13 protein-coding genes are annotated in these 13,815 nt (G+C 31.4%); 12 read left to right on the top strand and 1 reads right to left on the bottom strand.

Annotated features, from left to right (window positions below; all coding sequences use genetic code 11):
- Nucleotides 1-141 precede the first annotated feature (141 nt).
- The 9 genes from EDC18_RS05415 to EDC18_RS05375 all read left to right on the top strand — a co-directional run bounded on the left by EDC18_RS05415 (nt 142) and on the right by EDC18_RS05375 (nt 8,830).
- A complete protein-coding gene (locus tag EDC18_RS05415) occupies nt 142-1,707 on the top strand; it encodes a glycoside hydrolase family 43 protein (RefSeq protein WP_132251088.1) in 1,566 nt (521 codons plus the stop codon).
- A 66-nt stretch (nt 1,708-1,773) separates the two neighbouring features.
- On the top strand, nt 1,774-2,376 hold the full coding sequence (locus EDC18_RS05410; protein WP_132251086.1) for a hypothetical protein: 603 nt from the start codon (nt 1,774-1,776) through the stop codon (nt 2,374-2,376).
- Between the two features lie 305 nt (nt 2,377-2,681).
- Complete coding sequence (locus tag EDC18_RS05405) at nt 2,682-3,683, top strand: 2-hydroxyacyl-CoA dehydratase family protein (RefSeq protein ID WP_132251085.1); 1,002 nt, start codon at nt 2,682-2,684, stop codon at nt 3,681-3,683.
- A gap of 199 nt (nt 3,684-3,882) precedes the next feature.
- On the top strand, nt 3,883-4,641 hold the full coding sequence (locus EDC18_RS05400; protein WP_132251083.1) for an acyl-CoA dehydratase activase: 759 nt from the start codon (nt 3,883-3,885) through the stop codon (nt 4,639-4,641).
- 304 nt (nt 4,642-4,945) lie between these two features.
- Nucleotides 4,946-5,365, top strand: a complete 420-nt coding sequence (queD, locus tag EDC18_RS05395; RefSeq protein ID WP_132251081.1) for a 6-carboxytetrahydropterin synthase QueD — start codon at nt 4,946-4,948, stop codon at nt 5,363-5,365.
- A gap of 14 nt (nt 5,366-5,379) precedes the next feature.
- A complete protein-coding gene (queE, locus tag EDC18_RS05390) occupies nt 5,380-6,048 on the top strand; it encodes a putative 7-carboxy-7-deazaguanine synthase QueE (RefSeq protein ID WP_132251080.1) in 669 nt (222 codons plus the stop codon).
- A gap of 15 nt (nt 6,049-6,063) precedes the next feature.
- Nucleotides 6,064-6,729 carry a 7-cyano-7-deazaguanine synthase QueC gene (gene queC / locus EDC18_RS05385; protein ID WP_132251078.1) on the top strand — a complete coding sequence of 222 codons (666 nt, stop codon included), beginning with the start codon at nt 6,064-6,066 and terminating at the stop codon, nt 6,727-6,729.
- A 217-nt stretch (nt 6,730-6,946) separates the two neighbouring features.
- The gene (locus tag EDC18_RS05380) at nt 6,947-7,402 is read left to right on the top strand and encodes a MarR family winged helix-turn-helix transcriptional regulator (RefSeq protein ID WP_132251076.1); all 456 of its coding nucleotides are present in this window, start codon (nt 6,947-6,949) and stop codon (nt 7,400-7,402) included.
- Nucleotides 7,403-7,429: 27 nt separating this feature from the next.
- Nucleotides 7,430-8,830: an MATE family efflux transporter gene (locus EDC18_RS05375; protein ID WP_132251074.1), complete on the top strand. Its 1,401-nt coding sequence runs from the start codon at nt 7,430-7,432 to the stop codon at nt 8,828-8,830.
- 31 nt (nt 8,831-8,861) lie between these two features.
- Here the strand turns inward: EDC18_RS05375 and EDC18_RS05370 are convergent, their stop codons facing one another.
- On the bottom strand, nt 8,862-9,644 hold the full coding sequence (locus EDC18_RS05370; protein WP_132251072.1) for an AAC(3) family N-acetyltransferase: 783 nt from the start codon (nt 9,642-9,644) through the stop codon (nt 8,862-8,864).
- Between the two features lie 226 nt (nt 9,645-9,870).
- Here EDC18_RS05370 and EDC18_RS05365 point away from each other — a divergent pair, with 226 nt between their 5' ends.
- From EDC18_RS05365 to EDC18_RS05355, 3 genes are all read left to right on the top strand, one after another.
- Nucleotides 9,871-10,206, top strand: coding sequence for a YddF family protein (locus EDC18_RS05365; protein ID WP_132251070.1), 336 nt, complete (start codon nt 9,871-9,873; stop codon nt 10,204-10,206).
- A gap of 58 nt (nt 10,207-10,264) precedes the next feature.
- Entirely contained in the window at nt 10,265-11,197 is a 933-nt protein-coding gene (locus EDC18_RS05360) for an N-acetylmuramoyl-L-alanine amidase family protein (RefSeq protein ID WP_132251068.1), read from the top strand.
- Between the two features lie 160 nt (nt 11,198-11,357).
- Nucleotides 11,358-13,799 carry a sugar phosphate nucleotidyltransferase gene (locus EDC18_RS05355; RefSeq protein ID WP_243115067.1) on the top strand — a complete coding sequence of 814 codons (2,442 nt, stop codon included), beginning with the start codon at nt 11,358-11,360 and terminating at the stop codon, nt 13,797-13,799.
- Nucleotides 13,800-13,815: the final 16 nt, after the last annotated feature.

Below are 13,815 nucleotides of genomic sequence, written 5' to 3'. Positions count from 1 at the left end.
CTAATCAGTAGGGACGGCTCTTCTTGATTAATTCTTGTATAATAAATAATGGTTTGTTATGATAAGGTTAAGATGAAATAGAATGATAATGAATGATGATAATCAAAAGGACCGTCTCTTTTGATTGAAGATGGAGGAGAAATGGCTGAGAACTTATTATGGAAAGCAGATTTAGGAAATGGTAAATATAGAAATCCAATACTTTTTACGGATTATTCTGATCCAGATGTCATAAGAGTAGAGGATACTTTTTATATGACAGCATCTAGTTTTAATTGTGTACCTGGATTACCTATCCTTGTATCAAAAGACTTAGTGAATTGGGAAATAAAAAATTATGCAGTAAAAGAATTACCCTTTGATACATATAACCAACCTGCATATGGTAAGGGGATATGGGCACCTAGTATTCGTTATCACAATAATATGTTTTGGATTTTTGTTGGAATGCCAGATGAAGGCATATTTATGACTAGTACAAAAGATCCTTTAGGAGAATGGTCGTCTTTAACATGTGTATGGTCTGGAAAAGGTTTTATTGATCCTTGTCCTTTTTGGGATGACGATGGAAAGGCTTATATCATCCATGGTTATGCGAAGAGTAGAATTGGTTTTAATAGTAAACTTGGGATATTTCCTATGTCAATGGACGGAACGATTTGTTTAGGTGAAGATATAATCATTTTTGATGGAACAATCACACAACCTACTATTGAAGGGCCTAAAGTATATAAAAGAGAAGGTTACTATTATATCTTTGCACCAGCTGGTGGAGTGGAAGATGGATGGCAAACGGTTTTAAGGTCAACTCATATTTTAGGGCCTTACGAAGAAAAAATAGTCATGCATCAAGGAAGTACAAATATTAATGGACCTCATCAAGGTGGTTTGGTGGATACGCCAAGTCATGAAGAATGGTTTATACATTTTCAAGACAAAGGGGTATATGGAAGAATTGTTCATTTGCAACCTGTGACTTGGGAAAATCATTGGCCAATAATAGGGGTGAATCCTAATGAAGAAGGTGTTGGAGAACCTGTATTAAAATATAGAAAACCATCAGGTTGTCCTGATGTAATGCCTACAGAACCAGAATCAAGTGATTATTTTAGCAATGGCAGATTAGGATTATCTTGGCAATGGATTGGGAATGTAAAAGAAGGGTTTTACTCTACATCAGAAAGACCAGGACATCTAAGACTATTCCCTATTAATCCAACGAAAAAACCTAATGAGATTCTTTGGAACTGTGCCAATATACTGACTCAGAAAATACCAGTACCAGAATTTATAATGGAAGTAAAAATGGATGTTTTTGGTCTAGAAGAAGGGCAAAAGACAGGTGTCATTGCTTTGGGAGGAAAATACGCATATCTAGGAATAAAAAAGATAAAAGAAGAGCTATATCTTCAATATGTTATGTCAAAAGTAATTGATGGTGTATTACAAGAAGAAGTACAATGGGAGAAACATCTAAATGTAAAGGATAATGAAAAAATTGTTTGGTTACAAATTCAATTCTATGATACAGGTGAGTGCAAGTTTAGTATTAGTTTAGATGGAGAAGAAGATGAAGTGGTAACAGAGTATTTTTCACCAGAAAAGGCAATGTGGGTAGGTGCAAAAGTAGGCATATTTGCAATAGATGAGGAAGTTCCTGGAGCTAAAGGTTATGTGGATATAGAATATGTAGAATTTAAAAAGTAATATATAAAACTTCCAAGGTTTTAAAGTTGCAGTTGAGTTAACATAATAAAAGGTGAGGAGGATTTTATGAAAAAAACGATTATTATTTGTATACTTATTACAATGGTTGGAACGGTTACGGGATGTGGCAATAATGAACCTATTGCTTTACAAGAAAGAGACAATAGTCAGGCAAAAGAAATGTCTCTAAGTGAGGGAGAAGGTTATATAGTAGGTGTAGCAATCCCAGCAGGCAGATATGAAATCACCGGAGATGGGATTGGTACATTTACAATCATTGATACAAGTTTTGGATTGGCTGTATTTGATGAAACTTTTGATGATATGGAAGGTATTGAATCAATAACAACAGACTTAGAAGAGGGGAATGAAATAAGAATTACAGGACTCTCAAAGGTGAATTTTATTCCTATTGAAACGTATATAAGAAGTGAGTTAACAACGGGTACTTGGATTGTAGGTTTAGATATTGAAAAAGGTGATTATGTTTTCCAACCAGCTGAAGGTAAAGGAGATTTTCTCCTTTATAGAGAAGGCAGATTAATCGTTAATGAAAGAATGGATGCGAATAGTGAAGATGGGGTAAAGGAGATTATATTTAATCCAGAATTGGGAGATGAAATACACATTAAAGGTTTAAAAAGAGTAGGCTTTACTTATAATTCATAATAAATAGATATATAGAATTTATAAAAATATTGATTTATAAGTAAATATACGGTATAATACACAAGGATTTAAGTAGTAAATTAAACTAATAAATAGTATAAGAGAGGTTTTTGAGTAAAAATCAAAAACCTTGAAGACAGTTCGAAACCATCCTGTCTATAAACAAAACTAGGACTAATAATATAGTATTTAACAGTAAAGCATTATGTTTTATTGTTAAATGCTATGTTTTCCTAGTCTAGTTATGTTTAAGGACAAAAGTGTCCTTTTTTTTGTGTTTAATTTTAGGATAGTAAGGAGTCATTATGAAAAAAATAGGGATTACAACAACAGTTCCTGTGGAAGTACTTATTGCAGCAGGGTATGAGCCAGTGGATTTGAATAATATTTTTGTAACTTCAACTGAGTATGAAAATTATATAGATATTGCTGAAAGAGATGGATTTCCTAAAAGTTCTTGTGCTTGGATAAAAGGTATTTATGGGGTTTGTATTCAAGAGGGCATTGATGAAATCATTGGTGTTGTTGAAGGAGATTGTTCTAATACAAAGTCATTATTAGAAGTTTTAAGCCTTCATAATATAAAAATACATTCTTTTTCTTTTCCTCATAGTCATAGGTTAGAAGATGTTAAAAAAGAGATACAAAAATTTATGAATATCTTTAATGTCTCCGAAAAAGTGGTTGAAGAAGTAAGAATTCAATTAAATACTATTCGAGAAAAAGTGAAAGAAATAGATGAATTAACCTACATAGATGGTAAAATTACAGGCTTTGAAAACCATCTGTATCAAGTTAGTCTAAGCGATTTTAATGGGTCTCCAGAGGCCTTTAGTAATGAATTGGATAATGTAATTGCTTCTGGGAAGAATAGAGAATCCGTTAATAAAGCTATTCGGTTGGGGTATATTGGTGTGCCACCAATGACAGGGGATATTTATGACTATGTAGAAAACCATAACGCCCATTTTGTTTATAATGAAGTTCAGAGGGAGTTTGCTTTTCCTAGATATAAGAAAGCAGCTAATATTTATGAGCAATATTATGATTATACTTATCCTTATGATAATGAGTATAGATTGAAAGAATTAAAAAAACAGATTGAAGATCGTCAATTAGATGCGTTAGTTCATTATACACAAGCTTTTTGTCATAGGGCTATTGAAGACATTTATCTAAAAAGTCAGTTGGATATTCCTATTTTGCATATTGAAGGGGATAAGATTAATCGGTTGGATGCTCGGACGAAGCTTCGCATTGAGGCGTTTTTGGATATGGTTTATGATCGCTGCCCCTCAAACATTTAAGGCTTTTTACGGAATATTAACCTAACCTTCACTAAGAATTTCTAGTAAGATATTTAAGAGGGTACATAATCACAAAGATATTATCATACTTTGACGTTGTTTAGTAAGTTGCTTACTTAGCTTATTATAGTTTTTTCGTGGTTTCTTTGAAACCTACTTTTACTTTAATGATTGTTTGGTTTTGTGAGGAGAATTATTTATGCGTGTTTTAGGGATTGATTTAGGGAGTCGTGAAGTTAAGATTGCTATGTTTGATGGGGATGGGCTTGTTTTTAAGGACAAGATGAGTACCATGTCCTTTTATAAAGAATGCTGTTCGTTTGATGGTATTTTGAAGGTGGATGTTTCGAAGATTGGGATTGATGGCTTCGATGTTGGGATCTCCACTGGATATGGTCGTAATAATACGGATTTGAGTAGGTTTAAGGCCATTAATGAGATTAAGGCCCATGTTTATGGGGCGCGCTTTCAGACTGGATTGGATGATTTTATTCTTTTGGATATTGGTGGGCAGGATATTAAGGTTGTCAAAGTTGAAAAGGGGATTATGACAGATCTTGAGTTGAATGAGAAATGTGCGGCTTCTTGTGGTCGTTATTTAGAGAATATGGCTAGTGTATTGGAAGTTTCTCTTGATGAGATGAGTGGGTTTTATGAGAATCCTGTGACTTTAAATTCTACTTGTGCCGTTTTTTCTGAGTCTGAATTGATTGGGAAGATTGCAGAAGGGGTTTCTTTAGAGGCGATGTGTGCTGGGATCAATTTTTCCCTTTATCAGAGGTTAAGGCCTATGCTTACTAAGTTTAAGGGGAAGAAGTTGGTTGTTTCTGGTGGTGTTGCTAATAATAAGGCAATTCATAAGTTTTTAAAGAGGGATTATGAAGAGGTTGTAACTCTTGCTGAGCCACAGTGGAATGGGGCTATAGGGTGTTGTTATTATGGGTTGAAGTTTTTTTAATTTGTGTTCGTGGGAGTTTCCGTATGAGAATGCTTATGTAAAACAGTTCCGTTAAATATTTTAATAAAATCTAAGTTCGTTACAATCATTATTCCTAAGCCTTAAAAACTTCCTTCGGTCAAACAGTTAAGGCTTTTTACGGAATATTGATTTTCTCTTCACTAAGATTTTATGGAAAATATTTAAAAGTCACTTTATTTCCATAAGTATTCTCATACTGATGTCGTGGAAGTCACTTAAACCCATATTGTATTTAGTGGTGAAGTAAGTTAAGTAAATTATTTTTTTTGATAGGAGATTGGTTATGTATTTATTGAAGACATTGCATAGTTTTGATAGTGCTCATTTTCTTGCAGGGTATGATGGGAAGTGCAAGAATATTCATGGGCATCGATGGACTGTTGAGGTTGAGGTTCAGTCTGAGACTTTGATAGAGGAAGGTCAACGTAAAGGGATGGTTGTTGATTTTTCTGATTTGAAGAAGGATTTGAAGGTTTTGTTGGATGGTTTTGACCATGCTCTTATTATTGAAAGAGGGACTATGCGAAAAGAGACGCTAAGTTGTTTGTTAGAAGATGATTTTTATGTTATAGAGGTGGATTTTAGGCCTACTGCTGAGAATTTTTCTGCTTACTTTTTTAAGGAATTAGAAAAAAAAGGATATAATGTAAGAAGAGTTGTTGTCTATGAAACACCAAATAATAGTGCTATTTTTGAGAAATAGGAAAGGGTGTTGTTATGAGTTACAAGGTTGTTGAAACATTTGTTAGTATTAATGGAGAAGGTAGGAAAGCTGGACAATTGGCTGTTTTTATTCGATTGGCTGGTTGTAATTTAGAGTGTAGTTATTGTGATACGATGTGGGCCAATAATACAGATGTAAAGTATACAGAAATGTCTTCAGAGGACATTTATTCCTATATTAAAAGTACGAATATAAAAAATATAACCATTACTGGTGGAGAGCCTTTGCTACAAGATAATATTATAGATTTATTAAACCTTTTATCTTCTGATAATGAGTTAAGTGTAGAGATTGAAACTAATGGAAGCGTTCCATTAGAGCCTTTTCATAAAGGTATGGATCGTCCACCATCATTTACAATGGATTATAAATTAGGTAGCAGTAAGATGGAAGGGCATATGGAACTAGACAATTTACAGTTCCTAACCAAATACGATACTCTAAAATTTGTGGTTGGTAATTTGGAAGATTTAGAGAGGGCGAGAGGGTTAATTAATGATTATGATTTAACAAATAAAACCAACATTTTCTTAAGTCCAGTATTTAATGTAATTAATTATGAAGATATTGTAGAGTATATGAAAGCAAATCATTTAAATGACGTTTCATTACAGTTGCAGTTACACAAAATTATTTGGAACCCTGATGAAAGAGGCGTTTAGAAAGGTGGAAGGTAGATGACTACAGAAAGAGCAGTTGTTGTTTTTAGTGGTGGACAAGATAGTACAACTTGTTTGTTTTGGGCAAAGGAAAGGTTTAAAGAAGTTGTTGCCGTAACCTTTGATTACAATCAAAAACATAGTTTAGAAATCGATTGTGCAAAAGATATTTGTAAGAAATATAATGTTGAGCATCATATTTTAGATTTAAGTTTATTGAATCAATTGGCACCTAATGCTTTAACACGAGATGATATACAGGTGGATAAAGATGCGCCAATAGAAGGAACACCCAATACTTTTGTTGATGGTCGTAATATGATTTTTTTAACTTATGCAGCAGTTATTGCTAAGCAAAAAGGCATTAATAATATTGTTACTGGCGTATCACAAAGCGATTTTAGTGGTTATCCCGATTGTAGAGACGTTTTTATTAAGTCTTTAAATGTTACATTAAACTTGGCAATGGGCTATGAATTTAATATACATACACCTTTAATGTGGATTGATAAAGCTGAAACGTGGAAACTCGCAGATGATTTAGGGGTATTAGAGGTAATTGAAAATGAAACATTAACTTGCTATAATGGGATAAAAGGAACGGGTTGCAAGGAATGTCCAGCTTGTGAGTTAAGAAATAAAGGGTTTCTAAATTTTATGGCATTAAAAAGAAATTTGTATTAGGGAACTATTGACTTAATTACTAAATGAATATAAAATAGTTAATGCATTAACTATTTTATATTCATTTTTTGTAGTAGAAAAAATTCTTTTCAGCATATAAAATTTTGAAGGGAAGTCACTAAAAGCTTTTAGAGGTGACTAAGTCCCTTTATTATTTGATAAAAAATTAGTTAAAGCATTAATTATTTAATAATAATTACACTAAGGAGGATAATAATTGAGTGAAGAGAAATGTAATGTTAGTATAGGGTATCTTTTAAATAAGGCTGCAAGAATGACAAGGTACCACTTGGAAGGTCAACTAACAGAAATAGGGTTAACAGTACAGCAATTTGCAGTCATTAGAGATATTGATAGATATAATAAATGTGAAGAAAAAGAGGAATACCTTACACCAGCTTTGATTGCAAAGAGATTAGGATTTAATAGACCTACCATAACAGGTGTTTTAGAGCGTTTAGAAACGAGTGGGTGGATTACTAGAGAGACCAATCCAAAGGATAGAAGGTCTCAATTCATTATATTAACAGACAAAGCTGGAGAAAAATTGCCACTATTAGAAACGTGCAGCAAGACAACAATGAATGATACATTAAAAGGATTATCTGAGAATGAGATTAGTGATCTAAGTAGATACTTAAATATAATCATTAAAAATATTGAAAAAAACTAGGACATTAAATTGATACGGAGGATACATATGACTAAAGGCGTTAATTTTAGGCAAAAAAGAAGCCTTGGAGAAGAAAAAATTAGTAGATTACTATTTAATTTAGCATTTCCTTCTATTTTTGCAATGACAGTAAATGCATTATATAATATTGTTGATACAATTTTTATTGGAAAATGGGTAGGCGATTTAGGGATAGCTGGTTTGGCTATAGCATTTCCTATTCAGATGTTAATAATGGGATTTGGTCAATTAATTGGTATAGGAGCAGCCTCAGCTATATCTAGGAGCCTAGGTGCAGGTGATAAAGAAAGAGCTGAAAAGGTTTTAGGGAACTCTTTTACTTCTTTATTGTTTTTAAGTGGTATTTTTGCTATTATTGGATTGGTTTTTACAGACTTTATTTTAGTGTTATTTGGTGCAACAGAAACAATTTTACCTTATGCTAAAGATTATGTGACAATTATTTTTATGGGGAGTGTATTTTTTGCATTTGCAGTAAATCTTAATAATATAGTAAGAGCAGAAGGAAAAGCTGTTATTGCAATGTTTTCTATGGTAATCGGTGCAGTATTAAATATTGCCTTAGACCCAATTTTTATTTACTTTTTAGATATGGGCATTAAAGGGGCTGCTTTGGCTACAATAATTTCTCAATTTGTTTCTTTTCTTTTTGTTATGACTTATATTCTAAGTGGAAAAAGTGCTTTAAAACTAAAGCTACAGCATCTTAAAGCAGATTTTAAAATTATGAAAGAAATTGTTTCTGTTGGATTCTCTGCTTTTGCAAAACAATCTACCAATAGTTTTTTTGCTATTATTGTAAATAATACATTAAGAGTGTTTGGTGGTGATGTTGCTATTACTATTTTTGGAATTGTAAATAGAATTATAATGTTTTTATTCTTACCAATGATTGGAATTGTACATGGTATGCAGCCTATAGTTGGTTACAACTATGGGGCTAATAAGATAAAAAGGGTTAAACAAACAATTAATTTAACTTTAATTGTAGCCACTGTTTTCGCAGTAATTGGTTGGATAAATGGAATGGTATTTGGCGGATTTATAGTACGTGCTTTTACAGAGGATCCATATTTAATAAGTGAAGGAGCAAGGGTATTTAGGATTGTAATCCTTATGCTTCCATTAGTAGGTATTCAATTTGTTGGAGCAACTTTATTTCAATCATTAGGAAAAGCTATACCAGCTTTGATACTATCTATGTTAAGACAGTTTATTGTATTAGCACCTTTAGTAATCATATTGCCTAGAATATTTGGTCTAGAGTTGTTAGGTGTTTGGATTGCCTTTCCAATATCAGATATTATAGCATCTGGAATAACAATTTTCTTGATTACGAGACAGCTTAAATTAATATATAGTCAAATTGATGAAGAAGAAGGGTTAAAACCAAACGAGGAGAATTAATCTCCTCGTTTATAATTTAAAAAGACATATATTAGAATATACCTTCATATAGTTTTTCATTTAATGGTTCATCATCAGAAAATAGATCAGGATTGACTTTTAACATGCGAGTTAGGATATCTGTTACTTTAACAGTATCACAGATACGAACAAAGGCATCCCCAAAGGTACCATAATACATAGCACCTTGTTCTTGTAATATATCATTCACCTTCCAAAAATGTAGAGACCAAGATTTGCCACAATGCCTTCTGGATGGAACAGAAATTTTTGTACCATCACCAAGAATGGTGTATAGTTGCTCATGGTCATCTGTAAGCCTGCCTGGAATATCCAACCATTCTTCAATTCCATGAATAAAAGTATTTCTTCTTAAATCTACCCCTAATAACATAATAGTACCTTTTCTATCTAACAATTTACCATAGGATGATCCTCTTGCACATGGTGTATCATATTTATGATCATCTTTAATAAAATCCCTTGCATCCTTACCAAGGGCTGCAACTGAATGGGTTGGATGAAAAGAACGATAGACATTAGGTCGTTTTCTAAAAAGCTCTGGCAAAATACCAATACAAGATTCAGATTTCTCTACATAAAAATTAGGGTTCTCAGCATTTATATAGGACCAAGTGTGAGTTGGTAATACGAGCAAACCATTTTCCATGTATTCTGATAAAGCATTAAGAACTGTAGCTGCATTACCGTCTACATTGCCAATACCTTTCATTGATGAGTGGACAAGTAAAGTACCATTTTTATCTATATTTAATCTCTCTAAATCATTGATAAGATTTGTTTTTGTATACATAAGAATCTCCTTTTTATTTAGTTTGCATTGAAAAATTATTAAACGTTTATCTTTATAATAACATAAAAAGATTATTTTTTGAGGTTAAATTTTAATAAATAAAAGAAACATTTAGAGTATTTGTTTGTAACTAAAAATTTATTAACCTGTAATATAATAGTAAGTTGAAATAAAATACCTTATTTGATAAGATAAAAGGAAGAGAAATTAATGAGGAGGGGTTGATATTAATAATAAGAAACAGCCAATAGCTTTATTTAATGGTGTTGTGGTTACAACCAATGGGTTATATTCAGTAGAAGATATTGATGTTGAGACAGCTAAGGTATACGTGAAAGAAAATGGGTTTATTTCAGCTGTAGGACATGAGGCTACTGCAGAGATCCTATCAGAAATACTTGAATCTAGTATACCAATGAATAGAATACAATTCCAACAAGAAGTAGGACAAATTGCAATTATATTCAAATTGAATATAAGGCCAGATGAAGGTGTTATATTAAACAAAGAGGAAATACATAAAGTTGGTTTTTCATTAAAAAAAATGCTTAGAATTGAATAAAAATTAATAGATATATAAGTATTTATGTGGTTTGAAATTTATCACAAAGGATGATGGTATGAAAAACAACAATTTATCAGTTATACTAATTGGGGTTTTAACTCTTGTTATAGTGGTCTTAGGAAGTTTGGTATATGTATTTCAAAAAGACAGTGTTATGTTAACATCTAATATATATAATGAAGTAGATAGTCAATTGAATTGGGTAAATGATAGTGCTATAGTAATTGAAAAAAGATTAGAAAGTGTAAATGACAACAAAAAATATAAAATAAAAATCAAATTACCAACAATAAATATATATAAATGGATTGAAGTATCTTGGGTAGAATATAAAATTATAAGTGAAGAGGACAAGATAAAAGTACATTATATCTATGATAATAATGGTATTGAGTATTTCCAACTCATTAGAGATGATATAGGAAAATTAATTTTTGATGATACAAGACCTATAATTGTATTAGATGCAGGACATGGAGGAATGGATCGAGGTGGAGGATCCAATAATCTATGGGATGAAAAAGATATGGTATTAAAAATTACACTAAAACAACGGGATTTATTAAAAGACAGTGATATCAGAGTGATACTTACTCGAGATGAAGATGAGTATATAACTTTATTTGATAGATGTGCTATAATTAATTATATAGAACCTGAAATTTTAATTAGCAATCATATTAATAGGTTTAATGGGACTGCCAAAGGTATAGAGGTTATTTATAACAGAACAGCAAATGTTGAGTTTGCATGGGATCTAGCTAATGCCCTTTCTACACATGGCATTGATGTTTTTAGAGTCTGGAATAGAAAAGATGATAGTTTCACTTCAATGGATTATTATGCCTTACATAAATATACCTATACCAATAGTTATATCCTTGAATATGGTTTTGCAGATAATGAAAGAGATGCAAAAATCATTACAGACAAATGGGAAGACATGGCAAAGACAGTTGTCAAAATGATAGAAAACTATTTTGAATAATATGAAAGTCTAATTATAAAGGCGTATCTTTAAGATGCGTCTTTTTTTATTGTATACGAATACATATTTTTAGATAAATATCACAAAATAACTAGATGAAAAATTTTCTACTTCATAACAAAAGGAGGAGATTACTATTAAACCAATAAAAGGTATTATAATGGCAGGTGGCAAAGGAACTAGATTAAAGCCTCTTACTTGTGGCATTCCAAAACCTATGGTTCCCATATTAAATAAACCTGTAATGGAATATTCAATAGAGCTATTTAAAAAATATAATATAAATGATATAGGCGTAACATTAGCATATTTACCAACAGTTATTACGGATTATTTTCATACAGGAGCTGAATGGGGGGTAAATCTAAATTATTATATAGAAGATACGCCGCTAGGAACCGGAGGAAGTGTTAAAAATGCAGAAGATTTACTTGATAATACCTTTGTAGTCATAAGTGGTGATGCTTTAACAGATATCAATTTAGATAAAGCAATTCAATATCATAAAGAAAAAAAATCTAAAGCCACATTGGTTCTAAAAAAAGAAGAAATGCCTTTAGAGTATGGCGTTGTTATTACAGATGAAGATGGTAGGATTATTCGGTTTTTAGAAAAACCAAGTTGGTCTGAGGTTTTTAGCAACACAGTAAATACAGGAATATATATTTTAGAGCCAGAAGTTCTTAATTACTATAGTAAAGGAGATCAATTTGACTTTAGTAAAGATTTATTTCCACAGTTACTAAAAGATAATATCCCTTTATATGGTTATATAACAGAGGATTATTGGAATGACATTGGGGACTTGGATTCTTATATGAAAACCCAATTTGACATTTTAGATAAAAAAGTCAATGTTCCAATACAATGCAAAGAAATAAAAGAAGGCATTTGGATAGATGAAGGGACAAAAATAAAAGAAAATGTAACATTATTACCCCCTATTTATATAAGTAAAAATTGTACCATTGAGAGCTTTGCTGAAATAAACCCTTACACTTATGTGGGAGAAAACTGTGTGATAGGTGAAGGGGTGAATTTAAAGAGAAGTATTATTTGGAAAAATACAAAGATAGAAACGAATGCTCATCTTAGTGGCACAACTGTATGTGGTGATGTACAAATCAAAGAAAATGTTAATATATACGAACATACTTCTATTGGTAATGGTTGTGAAATTTCAAAAAATGCCACGGTAAAACCTAATACATTAATATGGCCAGATAAGTTGGTTGAAGAAAATATGATAGTAAATCAACATATTATATGGGGAACAAAATGTTCCAAAACTATATTTGGGAATAGGGATATATCAGGAGAAATTAATATAGATATCACGCCTGAATTTTCTTCAAGGTTAGGCTCAGCTTTTGCTTCAAACCTTGATACAGATTCTACTATTGTTGTTACAAGTGATAAATCCTATAGTTGTAATATCATAAAAAACTCTATAATATCTGGTGTTTTATCAACAGGATCTAGTACCATTGATATTAAAAATGCAACAATGGGGATGAATAGATATGCTGTGAGATACTATAACGCTGATGGTGGTATTCATATTAGAGTGAGTCCATTTAATAAAAATATAATTCATATTGAGTTTACAGATAAAAATGGTAGCAATATTGATAGAAACACAGAAAGAAAAATAGAGAATTTATTTGTAAGAGATGACTTTAGAAGATGTAGTGGCGAAAAAATAAAAGATAATGTGGATATAGCAAATTTCTCAGCCCTTTATATAAAAAATGGCTCAAATCTAATAAGTGATATTTCACAAATAAAAAGAAGAAATCCAAAGGTTATTATAAGCTCTATGAATAAAAATGTTATGGATATTGCCTTTGAATTTTTAGAGTATATAGGTTGTCAGGTTCAATGTGAGTACAGTTCAAAGAAATATAATAATATAAGTTCGTTAGTACAAGAAATTTCAAATACTGTTATTAAAGAAAAAGCAGAGCTAGGTATTGTTTATAGTGATGATGGTGAAAAATTCATATTAATTGATGAGCAAGGTAGAATTATTAATGAAGAAATGTATATCAGTTTGTCTACTTTAATATTGTTGAAATTAGGCTACAGAAAAATCATTGTGCCTTATACAGCAACCTATACCATTGAGAATTTAGCAAAAAACTATAGTGGAGAGATTATTAGAACCAAAACATCTCCAGCTGACGTTATGAATGAAATGTTTAAGTACGATGATAAAATAGCATTTCTACAATATGTACTTCAGTATGACGGCATATTAGCAGTAGGTAAAATCATTGATTTTATTACCAGTAAGGACATTAATATAGGGGACTTAATTAGAGAAATACCAAAGTTCTATATGATTAAGAAAGAAATTCAATGTGAGTGGAGAGACAAAGGCCGTGTTATAAAGGAAATGATCATCAACCATGGAGATTGTGGATTAGAGTTGTTTGAAGGGGTTAAGATAAACAATGATAAGGGGTGGGCATTGATATTACCTGATAATGAACGTTCCATATTTAATATATTTACAGAAGGTGATTCTGAAGAATATGCAAGTGAGTTATCCACTCAATTCATTGATAAAGTCAAAAAAATACTAAAGACAAAGGAATAAACACTTTGTGCAAATA

Source organism: Natranaerovirga pectinivora, assembly GCF_004342165.1.
GTDB classification, from domain to species: Bacteria; Bacillota; Clostridia; order Lachnospirales; family DSM-24629; genus Natranaerovirga; species Natranaerovirga pectinivora.
Note: the sequence above shows the minus strand (reverse complement) of the source record. Positions and strands in the feature narration are given on the sequence as shown.

Bases quoted from the DNA above. Each gene is read 5' to 3' on its own strand.
- queC (WP_132251078.1), top strand. From the start codon at position 6,064: ATGACTACAGAAAGAGCAGTTGTTGTTTTTAGTGGTGGACAAGATAGT.
- queD (WP_132251081.1), top strand. From the start codon at position 4,946: ATGTATTTATTGAAGACATTGCATAGTTTTGATAGTGCTCATTTTCTT.
- EDC18_RS05405 (WP_132251085.1), top strand. From the start codon at position 2,682: ATGAAAAAAATAGGGATTACAACAACAGTTCCTGTGGAAGTACTTATT.
- EDC18_RS05400 (WP_132251083.1), top strand. From the start codon at position 3,883: ATGCGTGTTTTAGGGATTGATTTAGGGAGTCGTGAAGTTAAGATTGCT.
- EDC18_RS05355 (WP_243115067.1), top strand. From the start codon at position 11,358: ATGGCAGGTGGCAAAGGAACTAGATTAAAGCCTCTTACTTGTGGCATT.
- EDC18_RS05370 (WP_132251072.1), bottom strand. From the start codon at position 9,644: ATGTATACAAAAACAAATCTTATCAATGATTTAGAGAGATTAAATATA.
- queE (WP_132251080.1), top strand. From the start codon at position 5,380: ATGAGTTACAAGGTTGTTGAAACATTTGTTAGTATTAATGGAGAAGGT.
- EDC18_RS05410 (WP_132251086.1), top strand. From the start codon at position 1,774: ATGAAAAAAACGATTATTATTTGTATACTTATTACAATGGTTGGAACG.
- EDC18_RS05375 (WP_132251074.1), top strand. From the start codon at position 7,430: ATGACTAAAGGCGTTAATTTTAGGCAAAAAAGAAGCCTTGGAGAAGAA.
- EDC18_RS05415 (WP_132251088.1), top strand. From the start codon at position 142: ATGGCTGAGAACTTATTATGGAAAGCAGATTTAGGAAATGGTAAATAT.
- EDC18_RS05360 (WP_132251068.1), top strand. From the start codon at position 10,265: ATGAAAAACAACAATTTATCAGTTATACTAATTGGGGTTTTAACTCTT.